This is a genomic window from Rhizobium sp. BR 314 (assembly GCF_047445805.1).
Classification (GTDB): Bacteria; Pseudomonadota; Alphaproteobacteria; order Rhizobiales; family Rhizobiaceae; genus Rhizobium; species Rhizobium lusitanum_B.
The window spans coordinates 67,740-86,936 of sequence record NZ_JARWLA010000024.1 but is presented as its reverse complement, the minus strand read 5'-3'; the positions used below and the strand labels follow the sequence as shown (position 1 = coordinate 86,936).

General features: G+C 58.6%; 17 protein-coding genes. 6 read left to right on the top strand and 11 right to left on the bottom strand.

The features are described from left to right. Positions 1 to 40 precede the first annotated feature (40 nt). A complete protein-coding gene (locus QD461_RS24930) occupies positions 41 to 865 on the top strand; it encodes a M55 family metallopeptidase (protein WP_414090129.1) in 825 nt (274 codons plus the stop codon). Between the two features lie 22 nt (positions 866 to 887). After that, positions 888 to 2,144, top strand: coding sequence for an NAD(P)/FAD-dependent oxidoreductase (locus QD461_RS24925; RefSeq protein ID WP_414090128.1), 1,257 nt, complete (start codon positions 888 to 890; stop codon positions 2,142 to 2,144). Positions 2,145 to 2,203: 59 nt separating this feature from the next. On the opposite strand, the gene QD461_RS24920 is transcribed toward QD461_RS24925, so the two are convergent. The 4 genes from QD461_RS24920 to QD461_RS24905 form a co-directional block, all read right to left on the bottom strand. Beyond that, a complete protein-coding gene (locus QD461_RS24920; protein WP_414090127.1) occupies positions 2,204 to 3,502 on the bottom strand; it encodes a sensor histidine kinase in 1,299 nt (432 codons plus the stop codon). A gap of 65 nt (positions 3,503 to 3,567) precedes the next feature. Then, the gene (locus QD461_RS24915) at positions 3,568 to 4,239 is read right to left on the bottom strand and encodes a response regulator (RefSeq protein WP_414090126.1); all 672 of its coding nucleotides are present in this window, start codon (positions 4,237 to 4,239) and stop codon (positions 3,568 to 3,570) included. Between the two features lie 416 nt (positions 4,240 to 4,655). Next, positions 4,656 to 5,621, bottom strand: coding sequence for a DUF3313 domain-containing protein (locus tag QD461_RS24910; protein WP_414090125.1), 966 nt, complete (start codon positions 5,619 to 5,621; stop codon positions 4,656 to 4,658). 607 nt (positions 5,622 to 6,228) lie between these two features. After that, positions 6,229 to 7,116 carry a haloalkane dehalogenase gene (locus QD461_RS24905; RefSeq protein ID WP_414090124.1) on the bottom strand — a complete coding sequence of 296 codons (888 nt, stop codon included), beginning with the start codon at positions 7,114 to 7,116 and terminating at the stop codon, positions 6,229 to 6,231. A 174-nt stretch (positions 7,117 to 7,290) separates the two neighbouring features. Here QD461_RS24905 and QD461_RS24900 point away from each other — a divergent pair, with 174 nt between their 5' ends. The 4 genes from QD461_RS24900 (at position 7,291) to QD461_RS24885 (ending at position 9,855) form a co-directional block, all read left to right on the top strand. Beyond that, on the top strand, positions 7,291 to 7,908 hold the full coding sequence (locus tag QD461_RS24900; protein WP_414090123.1) for a TetR family transcriptional regulator C-terminal domain-containing protein: 618 nt from the start codon (positions 7,291 to 7,293) through the stop codon (positions 7,906 to 7,908). Between the two features lie 127 nt (positions 7,909 to 8,035). Further along, positions 8,036 to 8,746: a gamma-glutamyl-gamma-aminobutyrate hydrolase family protein gene (locus QD461_RS24895; RefSeq protein WP_414090122.1), complete on the top strand. Its 711-nt coding sequence runs from the start codon at positions 8,036 to 8,038 to the stop codon at positions 8,744 to 8,746. A 442-nt stretch (positions 8,747 to 9,188) separates the two neighbouring features. Then, on the top strand, positions 9,189 to 9,437 hold the full coding sequence (locus QD461_RS24890) for a hypothetical protein (protein WP_414090121.1): 249 nt from the start codon (positions 9,189 to 9,191) through the stop codon (positions 9,435 to 9,437). Between the two features lie 91 nt (positions 9,438 to 9,528). Next, a complete protein-coding gene (locus QD461_RS24885) occupies positions 9,529 to 9,855 on the top strand; it encodes a hypothetical protein (RefSeq protein ID WP_414090120.1) in 327 nt (108 codons plus the stop codon). A 90-nt stretch (positions 9,856 to 9,945) separates the two neighbouring features. Here QD461_RS24885 and QD461_RS24880 read toward each other — a convergent pair whose 3' ends face one another. From QD461_RS24880 to QD461_RS24850, 7 genes are all read right to left on the bottom strand, one after another. Next, complete coding sequence (locus QD461_RS24880; RefSeq protein WP_414090119.1) at positions 9,946 to 11,343, bottom strand: IS1182 family transposase; 1,398 nt, start codon at positions 11,341 to 11,343, stop codon at positions 9,946 to 9,948. A 109-nt stretch (positions 11,344 to 11,452) separates the two neighbouring features. Continuing rightward, the gene (locus QD461_RS24875) at positions 11,453 to 11,782 is read right to left on the bottom strand and encodes an RcnB family protein (RefSeq protein ID WP_414090118.1); all 330 of its coding nucleotides are present in this window, start codon (positions 11,780 to 11,782) and stop codon (positions 11,453 to 11,455) included. A gap of 137 nt (positions 11,783 to 11,919) precedes the next feature. Next, complete coding sequence (locus QD461_RS24870; RefSeq protein ID WP_414090117.1) at positions 11,920 to 13,530, bottom strand: glycoside hydrolase family 43 protein; 1,611 nt, start codon at positions 13,528 to 13,530, stop codon at positions 11,920 to 11,922. Positions 13,531 to 13,611: 81 nt separating this feature from the next. Then, a complete protein-coding gene (mgrA, locus tag QD461_RS24865; protein WP_414090116.1) occupies positions 13,612 to 14,643 on the bottom strand; it encodes an L-glyceraldehyde 3-phosphate reductase in 1,032 nt (343 codons plus the stop codon). 69 nt (positions 14,644 to 14,712) lie between these two features. Then, positions 14,713 to 15,846, bottom strand: coding sequence for a Gfo/Idh/MocA family protein (locus QD461_RS24860; protein WP_414090115.1), 1,134 nt, complete (start codon positions 15,844 to 15,846; stop codon positions 14,713 to 14,715). A gap of 11 nt (positions 15,847 to 15,857) precedes the next feature. Continuing rightward, the gene (locus QD461_RS24855) at positions 15,858 to 16,619 is read right to left on the bottom strand and encodes a sugar phosphate isomerase/epimerase family protein (RefSeq protein WP_414090114.1); all 762 of its coding nucleotides are present in this window, start codon (positions 16,617 to 16,619) and stop codon (positions 15,858 to 15,860) included. Between the two features lie 105 nt (positions 16,620 to 16,724). After that, on the bottom strand, positions 16,725 to 19,190 hold the full coding sequence (locus tag QD461_RS24850; RefSeq protein ID WP_414090113.1) for a beta-mannosidase: 2,466 nt from the start codon (positions 19,188 to 19,190) through the stop codon (positions 16,725 to 16,727). Positions 19,191 to 19,197: the final 7 nt, after the last annotated feature.

The window sequence follows — 19,197 nt, the reverse complement described above, 5'->3', positions numbered from 1 at the left end:
CAACCAATATCCATGCTGGGGCGATGAGAGGGAGGAATCGATGCGTCTTTATATTTCCGCTGACATAGAAGGAATCGTTGGGGTGGTCAGCCGCGACCACCTAATGCCGGAAGGTTTCGAATACGAGAATGCGCGGCGCTGGATGACCGATACCGTGGTCAACGCCTGCGAAGCCGCGCATGAGGAAGGCGTGGAGGAGATTATTGTCAGCGATTCCCACGGAAATGGCGAGAGCATCCTGATCGACCGCCTGCCGGACTATGTCCAGATCGTGCGCAGCTGGCCGCGTCCCTTGATGATGATGCAGGGCGTGGAACTGGGTTCCTTCGTCGGCGCAATGCTTCTCGGTTATCACGCCGGTGCCAGCCGTCTGGGTGGCGTATTGTCCCATACGATCGGCGGCACCGCTTTTGCCGAAGTACGGATCAACGGCATCATCATGCCGGAGGCCGGCATCAACGCCGCCATCGCCGGGCACTTCGATGTCCCGATACTGCTCGCCTCCGGCGACAATGTGGCGCTGGCTGAAATTACCGAGCGCGTCGGAGATATCGTGACCGTGCCAGTGAAGACGGTTTACAGCACGCAGTCGGCGATCACCCTGACACCGAACGTCGCGCATCGTCGTATCCGAGAAGGTGTCAAGACGGCGCTGGCGAGAGCAGGCGCGGCACGCCCTTTCAAGATCGAAGAGCCGATCTTGGAGATCGTGTTCCGCAATCGCCTTCCCGCTGAATACCTCTCCTATCTGAAGGGGGTCGAACGCATCGATGGTTACACCATCCGCTACCGGGGTGACGATATGATCGACGTCTCCCGCTTCATCCAGTTTGTGGTCGGATATAATTCGCGCCTGACTTTCTGACTGCTCTAGACGGAAATGAAACATGACTGACACACTCGTTCTCGGCGCCGGCATGGTCGGCGTCTCAACCGCACTTGCCCTGCAGGAGAGCGGACACCAGGTCGTTCTCCTGGACCGCAAGGCGCCGGGTCGCGAAACCAGTTATGGCAATGCCGGCTTTATTCAGACCGAGGCGGTTGAGCCTTACCCCTTCCCGCGTTCATTGCGCGAGATCCTCTCGGTCGTCTTCAAGCGCGGCAACGATGTCGATTGGCGGATGCGCGATATCCCGCAATTGGCATGGCCCCTATGGCGCTATTTCTCGCAATCCGCGCCTGCCCCTTATGCCAGCACCGTCGCCGCCTACTCAAAGCTGATCTTGCGCGCCAGTGAAGATCACGCCCGATTTATCGGCCCCGCTGGCGCAGATGACCTGATCGTCCGGCAGGGATGGCGCGCAGTCTATCGCACGCAAGCGAAATTCGAGGCGGCGGCGGCAAGGGCGGAACGGTTGAAACAGTCCTTTGGCGTGCCCTCGAACATTTATGGAGCTGATGAACTTTCAGCAGATGAGCCGGCGTTGCGCCGCAGGCTTGCCGGCGGCGTTCATTGGACTTCGCCCTGGACCTGCCGCAATCCAGGCGAACTGGTTGCTCGCTATGCCGCGCTCTTCGTTGCAAGGGGCGGCACGCTTATCAGCGCCGACGCCATGAGTCTGCAGCAATCCGGCGCTGGCTGGCGTGTTCAGTCCGAGGATGGTGCGCTCGTCGCGCAAAATGCCGTCGTTGCCCTCGGGCCATGGTCGCCGGCACTTCTCAAGACATTCGGCTATCGTATCCCGATGGTGTTCAAGCGCGGCTATCACCGGCATTTCGCGGGAAAGGACGGCCCGCGTATTTCGACGCTGGATATTGAAAACTCCACTGTCATCGCGCCGATGAACCGGGGCTGGCGTGTTCTAACCGGCGCCCATATGGCGCCACCGGGCGCCGCACCGGCTGCGCGTCAGATAAGGCGCTCGGTCGATGCCGCCCATGAGCTCTTTGCGCTCGGAGAACCTATCGAGGACACCCCGTGGTCGGGATATCGCCCTTGCATGCCCGACATGCTGCCCGTCGCCGGGCCGAGCCGCCACAAAGGCCTTTGGTTCCACTTTGGTCATGGCCATCAGGGCTTCACGCTCGGCCCGACAACTGCCTTCCTTTTGGCCGAGCAAATGAACGGCGCAAGTACCAACCCGCTTGCACTGCCATTGTTGCCAGCTGCCAGAGATTGGGCACGCGGCCAGATGAGGACATAACCAATCGGCTCAGTCTTCAGAGCTGGACGACAATTGCCGCCGTCCGGCTCGCTCTTGTGTCAGTGCGCCGGAAAGGTCAGACATACGGTCAGCCCGCCGCCTGCCGTTTCATCGAGAACAACGGACCCGCCGTGAGCGCGTATGACCTGAGCCACAATCGCCAATCCCATTCCCGACCCTTCAGATGCGGCATTTGCGCCGCGAACAAAGGGGTGGAGCACCGTCTCCCGCTCCTCGACCGGAATTCCCGGGCCGTGGTCGATGATCTTCAGCTGACGGGACGCGAGCACCTCGACCACGATCGTCTGGGCACCTTGTGCGTGCCGCAGGGAATTGGAAATCAAGTTGTCCAGCGCAACACGAATAGCTGCCTCCGAACCCGAGATTCCGACGGTCGCTTGCGGAGCGCGCAGTTCGATCTCGAGCCCTTGCCCGATTGCTCTCGGCACATGATCGGCAACGACCGAACGGGTGACTGCAGTCAGGTCAACGGCTGAGAAAGCCAGGGACTGGCCGGAGAGGCGAGCGAGCTGAAGCGATGTCGTTACGATGGCCGCAAGACGCGTCGCGTCACGGATCAACATCTCCCTGACCTCGACATCCGTCACCAGATCCAGCTTGATACGCAGTTTGGTCAGTGGCGTCCTTAACTCGTGCGATGCGCTTGCAAGGAAATTTCGCTGTGCCTCGAAAGCGTGATCGATCCTCGTCAAGGCAGTATTGAACGCTGCCACCATCGGCCTGAGTTCAGTCGGCGTATCTCGATCGGAAATTCTGCGGCCATTGGGAAGACCGTCAATCTGCTCGGCCGAGTCGACGACCCGCCTTACCGGCGTTGCGATAGTGTGCCGGAGGATCACGGCTGCGATCGTCACAGTCGTCACCAATACGAGGCCCAGGAGATGGTAGAGGCCCTGTGGCCAGACGGCCCATAACGTCACAAGTATGGTCTGGACATCGGAAAACGAAATACCGCCGAGGGCAATCACGACCTTTGGATTGCTCTCATCCACCAATCTGAGGCCAAGAAAGCGCTCCCCGTCCGAGGTATAATAGAACTCGGAAGCAAAGATCTCCGATGGCGCCGCCTTTATGATCTGCCCGACGGAAGATGGTACAGTTCCATGCGAGACGGTCTGCTCTCCGTCGTTGACAAAATACCAGAAAGACGGCTCCGCCTCGGCAAAACCCATGATCGTCGCGGAGATGCCCGTCTGCTGTAGCGCGAGCTTCCCACGGCTGTCGTAGGTCATGCCAGACTGGATGAGCTTGCCCACCGTGTCGGCATTCATCCGCTGTTTGGATTTTGTATTCGTGCTGAGAAAGACACCCAATGTCAAAACGGTACTCAGCACCATGACGCAAGCCATTGCGACTATCAGCAGGCTCGCCACCGGAAATGCAATAGAGCGAGATCGCCACCTCATTCCTGTACCAGCATGTAACCGATGCCACGAATGGTGCGAATGTTCACGTCACAATTGGCTTCGCGCAACCGTCGACGCAGGCGCGAGACATGAGACTCGATGACATTAGACTCGATTTCGTCATCGAGACTATAGGCAGATGCCTCCAGCGTATCACGCTGAACCACACGCCCGGCCCTACGTATCAACGCTTCCAGAATGCCCAGTTCCCGTCGTGGGATGTTCAGCACTGTTTCTCCAATCATGGCCGAGCGATGGTTGAGATCGAAGGCCAAATTTCCGAACTGCGTGCAACCCGTCTCGTCGAGATTATAGCGTCGCAGGACAGCCCTAGCGCGCGCGACAAGCTCCATCGGCTCAAATGGTTTGCCGATATATTCGTCCGCTCCCTTGTCCAGCGCGGCCACAATGTCGGTGGGGTCGTCCAGTGCCGTCAGTATCAGCGTTGCCGGACGCGGGCGTAGCTGGCGCAAGACCGACAACAGGGAAAGACCGTCACCATCGGGAAGGTGACGGTCGATGATGACAAGATCGAACTTGAACGCAAGGAGTGCAGCCTCTGCTTCGCCAATGGTCGCGAACGTGTCCGTCACCCCGATCGAGCTTTCCATCATCGCCTTTAGGGACGTGGCGAGTTCGAGATCATCTTCAACGATCAAAATGTGCATGTCTTGCCTGAACTAGAGCGTGAATATATGGGCGCCGCAGAACTCGATCTCCGATATCGAAACGTCCGAGCCGCTCTCGCAGCATGATACGGCAAATATGCGACACCGAAGCACGTGAGCCGGTTACCCGGCTGACGTCTCCTTAATAATCATAGTTTGGAGCTTCAATCGATCTTTCCATCCGACGCTCACGATACTCACGACGCGCAAGGTCGATGCGCTGCCTGCAAACGGCAAACTCCGTGGTGCCGTGTTCAAAGCCATAATTCGAGCAACGGTCGCTATCTTCGGCGGACTGACAGCCCGCCAACAGGAGGGAAAGGACAACGGCAAAACAATATCGCATGATGATACCTCGGGACGTTCATTTTCGTTCAGTGCTTGTGGGCAAATGTTGCCCGAACATTACAGTAGCCTTACGGATTGAGAGCGCTTGATGTCTGGCGACGTTCTCCATTCGCCGGCGCTGCGAGCTTCACTGAAGGCGAAGCTTGCGCTGGAAAACTGGACGCGCGAGCCCCCTTATCCGTCCAGGACGGCGGGGCGCCGAAGGAAGCGCCGAGAGCGCCAATGACGCCTGGAGACCGGCCGAAGCTCTCGCACAGCGGCGAGCCTGGCTTGCCGCCGATTCCCGTGCGAATTTCATAGAAGGACGGGAGCCGAATATTCAGGCCGCCTGGCTCTTTGCCGGCGATGATCATTCTGGAGAACTCACTTCCGAAGGCCGCCGCCAAGTCGTAGGCGTCCCCAACTTTGGATATGCGAGCCTTGTTCGTAATGGAATTTGCCCCTCGGGACCAAAGGATGGCAGCGCGCTGAACGCCTGCGCCATCAAGCGCTTCTGCCTCCACGGCCAATCCGCCAAGTCCCAGGGGAAGGCGTGGAATCTGCACGGGCAGAGCGATCGAACTGCCGATCGAGATTGCCGTTGCTGCGCCGGCAACCGTTGGCTGGGTGGGAACTATGTCGGTAATCACGGCCTTTACCGTCAGATCAGGAGAGCCGCCGATTGGAACGATCTGGTATTTCTCGCTCATGGCAAAGCAGATGGCGCGATCGATCGAGTTCGAGACCAGCAACCTGTCCTTTGGGTTTGGAATTCTGCTACCGGCCGCAAGCGTCAGTGTCGTTGGCCAGATCGCAACCTTTTTCACGTCCTTCAGTTTGTCCTTGTCCAGAAAGACCCTGGACTTCGAGAATTTGCCCTTTGGCGCACCAAGATTGCCGTAGGACGAGAGCATCCCTCCTTCCTTAAGCGGAACCGAACTGCAGCCGCTTGTAACGGCCAGGATGAAGCAGACAACCCACACAGCCCAACAGGTGACCATTGCCCGCACGCCAGCTATCGACGTCGACCAGATCGACAATGCAATCGGATGCATACAATACAACTCCTTTTTGAAAGCTGCATCCGATTGCGATCCAACCCTTGTGATAACCTTACGGCATATCGGCTCGAGAGATTGATTGCCGGCAGAATCTCATTTCAAGATTAGTATGGCGACGGGTCCGCCCAACAGCGCGGCAAGGATCACGGCAGACAGAAAATATCGCATGAGAAGACGAAAGATGAATTCGAGGTAATTCATTCTGTGATGCCCACTACGTTGCGATGGTTGATGCTCAAGCGACATCAGTTGGATCATGTCTCCGATCAATCGAAGGATCAGAAGACCCAGTCGCCTCCTGGCCGACACATCCAGGCACCATCATCAGTGAGCAGTCCTTCAGTGTTGACACCGACAGTCGCTAGGTTTCCAATATTACCGCAGTGTTACCTTCGATCCGGACCGTGAGCCGAGATCGGTAGGTTGAGTGGCTTGCAACGCACTTGAACAATTGAGGGCCGTCGAGGCTAAAGCGAGGCCAGCGAGCACGATGTGATTCATGATCATAGCGCCATTGCCTCCCTCCCCTCTCGCCTGACGGCGAAGGGGAAGGGCAATTCGTGCAGTTCAAACAAAGAATGGAGTGGAGTGAGCGACAGCCTTAGCGTCGCACGGCACCCTCCAGCAGGCGCCGAACACCTGCCGCGATGGCCTTTGGATGATCCTCCTGGAGATAGTGCGCGCCGGCTCCGAGCGGAACGACTTCGCAATTGTTGAGCGTTGAAGCAAATTTTCTCGCGAACTCCGGAGAAACCAAAGCTCCAGGCTCCCCTACGAACAGCATCTTGGGATAGGTGCTATCTCGCAGAGCGGCATGGGCAGCACTCAGAAGCGCCCACACGTCGCCGGGCTGGCCGGCTATTGGCAGCTGATTTGGAAAACGCCACACAGGACGCCGCGTTTCAGGCGTCGGGAATGGCGCGCGATAGACGGACATTTCCTCGTCGGTGAGATGCCGCTTGACCGAACCCGGAAGAACACGCTCCACAAAGATATTGTCTTCCAGTATGAGTTTCTCGCCAATTCCAGGCGTACGGAACTTTTGAAACAGCTCTCGCGCCGCTGGCACCTGATGGAACTCCTCCCAGCTTTCCATCGGCCGAATGAACTCCATGAAAGCAAGACCACGTACGAATTGCGGCAGGCGCGCAGCCCGTTCGAAGGCAAATGCTGTGCCCCAGTCCTGAGCGACGATGAAAGCCGAAGGTATTTGCAGGGCATCTATGAATGCGTCGAGATAGCGGATGTGATCGACGAAGCGATATTCAATGTCTGGCTTGCCCGATTGTCCCAGGCCGATGAGATCAGGAGCGACGCAGCGGGCATGCGGCGAAACATCGGCGATGATGTCCCGCCATATATAGGAGGAGGTCGGATTCCCATGCAGGAAAAGAACGACCGGCGCGTCCTCCGGGCCGACATCTCGATAGGCCATATAGGAATTCAGCACTTCCACACGAGGTAGTTGGGAATCGGATGCCATCAGCATATCCTTTTTAATATGGACGTCCGTATTTACATAGGACGCGTTGCATGCTTTGCGTGGCTTGCCCGTCACTTGATGAGCAAGACGGCGAATAACGGGGAAATGATGAGCATTCTCGCGGGAAGTTTCCTTCCTCCGCCTCTTGATTAATAATACATACGTACGTATTGTCAAGGCATGCCAAAGCCATCGAACAAAAACGACATTGTTGCCGCCGGCCTGAGGGTCATGTTCCGCAAGGGATATAATGGAGCCGGAGTAAGGGACGTGGTCGCCGAAGCAGGCGTGCCCCAAGGCTCCTTCACCAACCACTTCCGTTCCAAGGAGGCTTTCGCCGCCGAGGTTCTCGACCAATATTTTGCCCATACCCGCGAGCTCGTCGGGCAAGCATTGAATGATCGCTCCCTCGGACCTCGCGAGCGGCTGCTGCGCTATCTTGATATCATTACCAAGCGTCTTGCCGACGACGACTATCTTCGCGGTTGTCTGATCGGCGATTTCAGTATCGAGGTTTCGCAGACGAGCGAGTTGCTGCGCGAACGGCTCGTGGCGATCTACCAGGAATGGCGCAAACCGTTCGAACGATGCATCACAGAGGCCCAGCAAGCGGGTGAAATCAGCACGCGGTTTTCGGCAAACGATCTGGCGGATTTCCTGCTTGTCTCCTGGGAAGGTGCCATTTTACGGATGAAAGTGGATCGAAACGCAGAAGCGCTCGACCGCTTCAAGAGGATTGCGTTTGCAACGGTTTTCACCGCCGAGCCTCCCTTTGGACCGCAGCAGGGCGGATCCTGACCACAAGCGGCGACACAGATCAGACCCAGAGAGGCAACGCCGCCGCATCTCGACTGGCCGCTTACCTCCGACTATGGTTCCCGCCAGTCAATGCGTCGCAATCCTTAGAGCCAAGAGGCCTTATCATATGCGCCAGCCCCGCATCGCCATTATCCTTGACGAGAACACAAGCACGGGCGGAACGCGCTATGAAGCAGCCAAGGGATATTTTCGCGGCGTGCGCGATGCAGGAGGTCTCCCCTTTGGTATTCCATACGTACCTGAAATCGTCGACATTGCGTTGAATGAGTTCGACGGCTTTGTGTCCGTCGGCGGACGGTTTGCGTTTCCGGACGACTGGTACATTGAAGGAGAAATCTCTCGGGCACCGCCATCGGAGCGTCTTGAAGTCGAACGAGCAATCATGGAGGGCTATCTTCAAAAGGATAAGCCCATTCTCGGCATCTGTTCGGGCATGCAGATGCTCGCATGTTTGAACGGCTGTCGCCTCACACCTGATCTAAACACAACCTTTCCCTCGGCAGGGGAACACGACAAGCGGGATCATCTTCATTCGATCGAGATTCTCTTAGGATCGCGTCTGGCGAAAATCATCGGCAGATCGCGCATCGACGTGAACACATTCCATCGCGAGGCCGTCGCTCAGGTTTCGCCGGCTGTTCTTGCGAGTGCTTTGGCAGACGATGGCATCGTCGAAGCGATCGAGGTCACCTCCGCCTCCTTCGCCATCGGTCTGCAATGGCATCAGGAACAGCATGCAGGAACGGATCATCCGGGAAACGTCGTTTTTCGGAGCTTCGTACAAGCGGCCGCCGGCACCGCGACATCCGTTCGTTAGAACCGCTCAGGTTTGAAGGTCGGTCTATGCCTTCCGGTGGAATGCTTGTGCCAGCAACCTCCCAATTGCATTTCAGGCGTGAATTCAGATAGTTCTACCCCGGCGTCAACCTCAGGACGATCGAGACGGCCGTATTCCCGCAGGCAGGTGATTGATATGAAAATGCGTTTGTCGTTGCTTTCGGCGTCGTGCTTTGTCCTATTCGGGCTGCTTGGAACGAACGTCTTTGCTCAAGCTACGTCGGAACAGATTTGGCTGGAGGATCCAGCGAGCCGCTGCCAATTCGTCGCTCCGGCTTCGCTCGCAAGCGGGCCGACGTTCTGGGTCGGCGACTGCCCGGATGGCAAAGCCTCCGGAACCGGAATGCTGCGCCGCCGGGACGGCAACCGTGTCGGGGTGGCTCGTGAGTGTCAGATACAAGACGGAGCACAAGGATGCTTCCGTGCAGTTCTATCAGACGCTCGCCAAAACGCTCGAAGCTCAACTCGAATGGGCGGTGGCGAATTTCCTTCCGGCTCGGCGTCGCCCCACCGAGGGAACGCATAAGCGGCACGTGCCTTCGATCAACAACTATCCAACGCCTGACCGCCATGACTGGGCCAGGCTAGCACTGCAAGCGAGGAGAAACGGAGATGCTGGCACGCATAGTCGTCAGTTTATGTTTGGTATCAACTTCCGCTCTGGCCGCTGATAACAAGACCTATCGAAACTCTCGATTCGGCTATTCCATTGATCTTCCTACAGAATTTAAGACGGTGTCGGTCGCCGACAACGGCGATGGCATGAGCCTTCAGTCGGCTGACGGTACGGCCAAGCTCCTGGTCTGGGGAAACTACATCATGGACGGGAATTTCAGGGACGAGAGCAATAGCCGCCGAAAATTCTACATCGAGGACGGCTGGCAGATATCCTATCAAAAGCAGACGGCGTCGTCGGCGAGCTTTTCCGGCGCGAAGGAAAATCGCATCCTGTATGTCAGAGAGATTGCGCTCTGCGATAGCGCGGTCGGCAATTTCTCGCTTGAATATCCCAGCAGTGATCAGCAGCGATACGGTGCTGTCGTCGACAAGCTCGTGAAGAGCATGGCGGTCGCGAACCCCTGCAAGTAAACTGCGCGGCCGCAAAAGCCGGCTTTTAACAGCCCGTGTGGAAACGTTTGGAGGCTCCGGTTTGACCGGAGCCTCTTTTGGTTTTTGGGTCTATGCGGGCTTTGATGTCATGTTTATGGTGGGCATGATGTTGTAGGCGAGCACGGAGAGGGCCATTTCGGTTCTGGTGCCCTTGAGGTTTCTGGTCAAGAAGCGTCCGCCTGCCATCATSCGTTTGATGGTGCCGAACGGATGTTCTGCCGTGCATCGACGCAATCGCATCATGTCGGGCGTTGCCCGTTGATGCATGCGGGCGAGTGCATCTTCATCGAGATGCCTTTGACCATATCTTCGGGTGGCTGTGGTGCATTTTTGCTTAAGCAGACAAGCGGCGCAATCGGCGGCCTGCGCAGCATAGAGCACGCTGCGCTCCGTRCTGATAACCTGCTTGCGCTCCAGCCCATTGCCTGCTGGACAGATGAAGCGGTCCGCCTCTGCATCGTATGAGAACGCGCGACGATMGAACAAGGTGCCATCGCCGGTATTGTTGACCGCGCGGTTTGACGGCGCGCAGGCCATGATGCCGTCGTCCTCACAGGCGCTGGCCTGAGCGCCATTGGAATAACCGGCATCGGCAATCACCGTCAGGCTTTCYAGGCAAAGTTCGTCCCTGGTCGCGCTTGCCATCGGATGCAGCATGCGATTATCGGTCGCCTCATCGGTGACCTCATGGTGGACGATCAGGCCGCTCTCGGYATCGACGGCAGTCTGCACATTGTAGGCGGGCGGCTTTGGTCCCTTGCCCTTGCCCATCGGCCGTGCATCCGCCTCGCCATCGACAAGCGTGGTACGACCTTCGTCGTCCAGCCGTCTTGCCATCCGCTCCAGTTCGCCCCGGCGGCTCTCAAGCGATGCGATGGCGCTTGCCACGGCGTCGGCCGCATCGTCCGGCTCGTTCTTATCGGCCTCATCCAGTCCCGAGAGATCAGCGGTGATCTTGCCGTCGAGACGGGCGCGTTCCGCCTCGATCTCGCGGCGTCCCATGATCTTCCTGGCACTGGCCACGGSGYGGAATTTCGACCCATCCAACGCCACCAGGCGGGCGCTGAACAAACCGGCATCGCGGCAAATCAGCACGAAAGCCCGGCAGGCACCGACGATCGCCGGCCYGTTGTCGCGGCGGAAATCGGCGACCGTCTTGAAGTCCGGCGCAAGCTGACGCAGCAGCCACATCGTCTCCACATTACGCCGGCATTCCCGCTCAAGCCGCCGGGATGAGCGCACCTCGTTAAAATAGCCGTAGATGTAGAGCTTCAGCAGATCACGCCGATCGTAGGGCGGACGACCTGTCGAGGCCTCAACCGCGCGCCTGAAGCCGAGCGGCGCAACATCAAGCCCATCGACAAAGGCATCGATCACGCGCACCGCGGCATCTGCGGCAACGTAATCCTCGATCCGCGCTGGCAATAGCGACCTCTGACCCCGATCAGTCCCTGAAATATATCCCATGAAAATGGCCGCATCGTTTCCAATGCGGCCACTTTAATTGATTTGGCGGACTTCTCACACAGGCTGCCGAGAGCCGCCCTCTCAATATCCGTCGATGACAGTGCTGGAACTACCGGGCTTCATGCACCTTGGAGATCAGGCCGCTCGTAATGCCGACGAGCAGGAAGTTGTTCTTGATGCGAACCCAATGATAGCCGCGCGGCGGCGTCGACAGCTGCGAGGCGCGATAGTCGATTTCCACCGCACGACGCCGGTCGGAAGCCGACAAACGCCGCCCCTTCACCCAGCCGCCCTTGCGCACGACGACCTTCTTCTTCACCACCTCTTTCTCGGCAGCGACGGCTTGCTTGCCGGCTGGCGCCGGCTTGACTTGCGCTGTCGCAGCCAACGGCATCGCCAGGATGGACACCGTAAGAAGGACGGTGAAGATTTTTCTCATTGGTGTTTCCTCATTTCAGAATCTGTGCGCACTCTTATCGTGACAAACATGAAACGAATCTGACAGTCGAATTACAATTCGGCAATGAAGACGATGGCTTACAGCCTTTGCTGCACATCGCAGCGAGCCATCGACCCTTACAGTTCATCGTAGTTGAACCAGTCGAAATCCGCCGTCTTTGCCCGGCTTGACGTATCGAAGGCAAACATGCCGACGAAGGCGCCGGTGAAGGATCCGTGTTCGCCGCGCCCGCCCTCATCGGAGATGACGCCGGCGTCGAGCACCGGGCCGATCGCTTGCCATGCGCCCATGCCTTCCGCCTGCCAAAAGAACTGCAAATCATTGTCATGCACTTCCATGGCAAGCTGTATCCGCCCGTCCGGCAAGGCTACACCGCCCGCGATCGGAAAGCTCAAGCGACCGTTCGGATAGTCTCCTGGGCAGGTCAGGATAGTGACACAGCGACCGAGCTTCTCATGCAGGGTTACGGCAATGGCGTGCAGCTTGAAGCGATTGTAGTAATGCGTCAGGCCGGCAACCTGCTGATAGGTATCGGGCTCGAAGTCGATGACGGTCTCGGCGCGGAAATTATGATGCTCCTGCCGGCGTGCCACGAGCGACTGCTCGAACCAGGAGCCGATGCTTTCACGGGCGAAAAGCCGCAAATGGCCGGGACGCTCCGTCACGCTGAAGATGCGCTCCGGCTGCGGCGTGCGCAGCCACTGGAAATCCGCCGGAAGAGTGCGCTCGTCGAAATTATAGCCGCTGCGGTGGGGCTTCTCGATGCGTCGGGCGCCATTCAGGCCAGCGACCTCGATATCGGGCACGCTGGTACCGTTCTCAAGATAGAGCCAGCCATCCTCTTTCCACACACATTTCTGCAGGGCAGTCTCGCGACCGAGTGTGCAGCGTCGATGCGGTGGCAAAGGCCGGCCGCAAAGATGCGTATGATAGAACTGGCCATCCTGCGTCTCGACATATTGGCCGTGACCGGCACGCTGCAAGACCGCTTCCGGACGATCCTTCGAGGTGATCAGGTATAGGTTCGGATGCAGTTCGTAAGGGCCGGCGATGTCGCGGGAACGCGCCATGGTTACCGCGTGATCATAGCCGGTGCCGCCTTCCGCCGTGGTCAAGTAGTACCAGCCGTCACGCTTGAAGAGATGTGGCCCCTCGACCAACCCCAGCTCCGTGCCTGCAAAGATGTTCCTGATTGGGCCTTTCAGGGATTTCGCCGCCGGATCCCATTCCTGCAGCAGGATACCGTCGAAAGCCGGCGTCCTCGGTGAGCCGCCATAGCTCTCTGTGCGATGGTTCCACTGCATGTTGACGAACCACTTGCGCCCGTCATCATCGTGGAACAAGGAGGGATCGAAGCCCGAGGAATTCACATAGGCCGGCTCGGACCATTCGCCTTCGATAGTCGGTGAGGTCACGATGTAATTATGGGCATCCTTGAAATTGCCGTCGTAGCGCTTCACATCGGTGTAAACGAGCCAAAACTGACCGTCCGCATGGGAGAGGCAAGGCGCCCAGATGCCGCAGCTGTCGGGCTCGCCGCGCATGTCGAGCTGCGACGCGCGCTCGAGCGGCCGCCTGACGAGCGTCCAGTTCACCAGATCACGCGATTGGTGGATCTGCACGCCGGGATACCATTCGAAGGTCGAGGTAGCGATATAATAGTCCCCGCCGACACGGCAGATGGACGGATCGGGGTTGAACCCCGGCAGGATTGGATTGCGGATCACGAAGCTCCCTCCTCCAGAGACCACGATAAGCACCGGCAAAAACAAAAACGCCCGGAAACCAGTTCCGGGCGTTTCGGATGATCAGTCCCTCTCAGCCGACTTGGCCCAGAGATTGACGTCAGCCTCCTTGGCGTAGATGTCGATCTGCTTCAGCTCTTCGGCAGTGAAGTCGAGATTGTCGAGCGCCTTGACGCAATCGACGATCTGCGACGAACGGCTGGCGCCGATCAGGGCGGAAGTAATGCGGCCGCCGCGCAGAACCCAGGCGATCGCCATCTGCGCCAGCGTCTGGCCGCGTTTCTCGGCGATTTCATTGAGCTTTCTTATATTGTCGATGATTGACGGGCGGATGAAGTCGCGCTTCAGGAAGTGGTTCTGTGCGGCGCGGCTGTCGTCCGGAATGCCGCCGAGATACTTCGTCGTCAGCATGCCCTGCGCCAGTGGCGAGAAGACGATGGAGCCGATGCCGAGATCTTCGAGCGTATCCACCAGACCATCATCCTCGACCCAGCGATTGAGCATGGAGTAGCTCGGCTGATGGATCAGGCATGGCGTTCCGAGGTCCCTGAGGATGGCAGCAGCCTCGCGCGTGCGCTGCGAATTGTAGGAGGAAATGCCGACATAAAGCGCCCTGCCCGAACGGACGATATGATCGAGCGCGCCGCAGGTTTCTTCGAGCGGCGTGTCGGGATCGAAGCGGTGCGAATAGAAGATGTCGACATAGTCGAGACCCATGCGCTTCAGGCTCTGGTCGCAGGAGGCGATCAGATATTTGCGGCTGCCCCACTCGCCATATGGACCCGGCCACATGTCGTAGCCCGCCTTGGAGGAGATGATCAGTTCGTCGCGCAGACCAGCGAAGTCGGTGCGCAGGATCTCGCCAAAGGCAGTCTCTGCGCTGCCGGGAGGCGGTCCGTAGTTGTTCGCGAGGTCGAAATGGGTAATGCCGAGGTCGAAAGCCGTGCGGCACATGTCGACCTTGCGATCGTGCGGCGTGTCGCCGCCGAAATTGTGCCAAAGCCCCAGCGACACGGCCGGCAGCTTCAGACCGGAACGGCCGGTTCTGTTGTACTTCATTTTCGAATAGCGATCGGATGCCGGTTGCCAGGCCATGGTGGAATTCCTTTGAGATGAAAAAGCGCGCGGGTTGGTCACCCGCGCGCAAACTAGCTTTTATTGCGCTTACTTCAAGAGTGCCTGCGCTTCTTCAATGCCAAGGGCTGCCGGCTGCGTGCAGGTGGTGGTCAGATCGATGAAGCGGCCTTCCTCGCCGGACTTCAGGATCGAGGTCATGACATCGACACCGTGCAGCGTGCGATCGAGCGAGCAACGCGCATCGCGCCCGTCGATCAGTGATGCTGCCATATCGGCAAGGCCAGCGGTGCGATAGTTGGCGCGCGAACCGTTCGGGCTTTCCTGATTGACGATGCCGAAAGGATGCGCCCAATTTTCCAGCGGCTTGATATCCTTGTCGCGGCCGCTTGCCTCGACGGTGCCGCCGAAGAAGTTCGGGTCGGGCACATAGAGCGAGCCTTCGGTGCCGTAGAGCTCCATATTGGCATGGCGATGCGACCAGACATCCCAGCTTGCCGTCAACGTGATCCGCGCACCGCTGACGAATTCCAGCAATGCCTGGACCGTCGTTGGCGTCTTCACGGGGATGATCTCGCCATTGCGCGGCTGGCTGGTGATGGTGCGGGTCGGCGATGCCATGGACGTCATCGCACCGACGCGCTTCACCGGACCGATCAGGTTGATCAGGTTGGCAACGTAATAGGGGCCGAGATCGAGGATCGGGCCGCCGCCGGGCAGGAAGAAGAAGTCCGGGTTCGGATGCCACATTTCCATGCCGGGGCTCATCACATGGCATGAGCCCGAGGTGATGCGGCCGACGCCGCCGTCGTCGATGAATTTGCGGGCGAGCTGATGGGCGCCGCCGAGGAAGGTGTCCGGAGCGCAGCCGACAGCCAGGCCCTTTTCCTTGGCGATGCGACGCAGTTCTTCACCCTGCTCCAGGGTCAGCACGAGCGGCTTTTCGGAGTAGACGTGCTTGCCGGCGTCGAGGATGCGCTTGGAAACCGGGAAATGCGCATCCGGGATGGTCAGGTTGACGATGACGTCAAGCTCGTCATTGGCGAGCAGCTCGTCGATCGTCTGAGCCTTGACCTTGTATTCCTCGGCGCGTGCCCGCGCCGCATCCATGTTAATATCCGCACAGGCCAGCACCTTCAGGCCCTTGAATAGCGGGGCAAGCGAGAAGTAGGTGGTTGAGATATTGCCGCATCCGATGATGCCGACGCCTAGTTCCTTAGCCATGTGGAAGTGCCTCAAAAGCTCTTGAAGGATGCGATGGAGCGCGTGATCAGGCGATCGACATCGCTCGGATTATCATGTTCGACGATGAAGTGCCTAGCCTTGGTGCCGGCAAGCGCCTTGAGCAGCTTTGCCCACGGAACCGTGCCGTGACCAACATCGGCCCAACCGTCTTCGTTCTTGTTCTCGCCAGCCGGAGCAATATCCTTGACGTGAACGGCGGTGATGCGCGGACCGAGCTTTTCGATCCAGGCGAAGGGATCGCCGCCGCCACGGATCACCCATGCGATGTCTGCTTCCCAGGAAATATCCGGTGCAGCTTCAAAGATCTGCTCGATCGGTAGCGAGCCGTCCGCCTGCTTGACGAATTCGAAGTCGTGGTTATGCCAGCCGAATTCGAAGCCCGCATCCTTGTAGGGCTTGCTCATTTCATGCAGGCGCTTGCCGAAAGCGCGCCAGCCGGCGGCATCGGTCGGACGCTGATCGGCAGCGATATGCGGCGCGTAGATCGAATCCATGCCAAGGACCTTGCCGATGGTGAGCGACTTCTGCACTTCGCCGTCAAGGAAGTCCGGGCTGAAATGGCCGCTTGCCATCCGCAGGCCGTTCCTGTCGAGTTCCGTGCGCAGGCTCTTGAGGCCCGTTTCGTCGAGATCGGCATAAATGCCGCCAAAGCCTTCCACTTCGGCATAGCCGGCCTTGCCGAGCTTTACAAAGATCTCCGAATAGGGCTGGAAATTGCGGGCGCTATAAAGCTGAAATCCAAGTTTCGTCATCGATACTCCTCCAATGGCCTTCGGGCCGTCTGTCCTGGGCTTGTGGCCCCGAAAGCGCCGCCGATGCGGCGCGATAGTTCAATCCATCAGCAGGGTGGCCGCCAGCTAGCTGTCCACCGACTGACTGGATTGCAAATCGTAGATGCGGAATGCAGGGGCGCCACCTGCAATGGGTTTGGCCGGCGTGAAGACGATGCGGCGGCTCTCGCCGGCGGCAAGATCGAAGGCGTTGTCGGAATAACGTCCCTCGATTTCGCTCTCGATCATCACGAACAGCGCAAGTCCCTCTGCGGTGACGGTGAGCTCCACCGTCCCGTTTTCCTCCTTCTCCTCCCTCAGCATCGTCAGGCCGGCAGGCTGAAGCTCGAGCGCCTTGTAGGTGCCGTGGACATAATGCCCCTCGCAGCCCATTCCATTCGATGCGGTGAAACGCCACGCCAGCAGGCAATCCGTCGGTATCTGGTCCGCATCGATCGACAAGGCCGTGACAGCCGCATCCGGCGTACAGACGGCATGCGCCGTGCTGAACGGCACCCGCTCGCCATTGAGCTTCAACAGCGAGACGGAGATATCGGCCGTGACATCGGCATTGGTGTCGTTGACCAGAGAGAAGCGGATCGTCTTGCTGTCTTCGGAGGGAATGGCCGCAACAGATACGGGCTGGAAGAAGCGCCGCACCAGATAATGCATCACCTTCCACCGGCCGCCGTAATCCAGGCTGGACCAAGAAGCCACTGGCCAGGTGTCGTTGAGCTGCCAGTAGATGGTGCCCATGCAATGAGGCTTCAGCGACCGCCAATATTCCACCGCCGTCTTGATCGCGAGGCCCTGCTGGACCTGGCTCAAATAGACGAAATTCGGAAAGTCCTTCGGGAAACGGAAATAGCGGAACATCGTGCCGGCAATCCGCTCGTTGCCGCCGGCATTCTTCTGGTGCAGCTCCATGACCGGAGAGGCGATATTCATATCCTTCGCCTCGGCATAGGTTTTGATAACAGGCAGCGAGGTGTAGGACTGGAAGCCGAACTCCGAGCAGAAGCGCGGCTGTACGGTGCGATAATTGTCGAAGGACTTGTTCTCGTGCCAGACCGACCAGTAATGCATGTCGCCCGAGCCGTCGGCATGCCATGCGTCGCCGAAGTTGAGATAGCCCGAAGCCGGGCTCGACGGCCACCAGATCGCGTCCGGCAGCGCCTTCTTCATCGCCTTCTCGATCGTCCTGTTCAGGCGATCATAGGAGACGAGGTAGCGATCACGGTCTTTGCGGGACTCCTCGAACCAGGTAAGCGCGCCCACCAGTTCGTTGTCGCCGCACCAGAGAACGATGGACGGATGCGTCGCCAGACGGCGAACCTGATAGCCGACCTCCTCCTCGACATTTTCCAAGAAGTCGCCCGTCGACGGATAGAGATTGCAGGCGAACATGAAGTCCTGCCACACCATTAGCCCCAGCCGGTCGCAGGTGTCATAAAACCAGTCATGCTCATAGAAGCCGCCGCCCCAGACGCGGATCGCATTCATATTGGCGTCGACGGCCGATTGCAGCAGACCCTCGGTCGCGGCCGGGTTGGAGCGGGAAAACAGCGCATCGGCCGGAATCCAGTTTGCCCCGCGCGCAAAGATCTCGCGACCATTGACCTTCAAAGCAAAACGGCTACCCGCCTCATCCTCGGTGGTAATCAACTCGACCGTGCGCAGGCCGATCTGCCGGGTGACGGTTTCAAAATTGGTTTCCACAGATAGGGCATAAAGCGCCTGCTCGCCATTGCCGGCCGGCCACCAGAGCTTGGGCTTGTCTATGTGGAAGAAGTGGGTGATCGACGTTTCGCCGGCATTGACGCCGACATCGAGACGCACCCGCTCATCATCGAGCATAAAATGGAGCTGCGCGATCCCGGTCCCCTTGGCAAACAACGCTACCGTCACCTTGAGGTCAACCGAGCCGTCGTCATTGTGAATCTGCTGGGTGACGAGATTTTCGATCCGGGCGATCTCAAGCCTCTTCAGCGCAACGGTGCCATAAAGACCAAGCGGCGCGATTGCGATGTTCCAGTCCCAGCCGAAGTGGCATTGCGGTTTGCGCAGCATGTTACCATTCGGGATCGGCGAATTGCCGCTGCTGTAGGGAATGTAGAATGGCTGCTTCGCCTGCAGGGCGGCGCCGGCCGAAATGCTTGAATGCAGGACGATGCGAAGGGTATTCTCGCCTGTCCTGAGCGCCTTCGAGACATCGGGACGATAGCGCTGGAAGCAGTTGTTCGCCTCCAGCACGAGGGCATCATTGACGTAGACGCTGGCGACCGTATCGAGATAATCGATATCGAGATACCAGTCTCCATCGACATCATCGAGCTTGAAGCTGCGCGTCAGCTCCCAGTCCTGCTTGGCGACCCACTGCACGATCTCTTCGTTGCGCGCAAAATAGGGATCGGGAATAAGCCCTTCCGCATGCAGCGCGGAATGGACGTCACCAGGCAGCGACATGGACAGCGAATGATCGCTGTCGGGAGACGTCAGCCTCCATGACCCGGCCAGATCGATGGTGAAGTTATCATTGAGCGAAGACGACATCGGACCT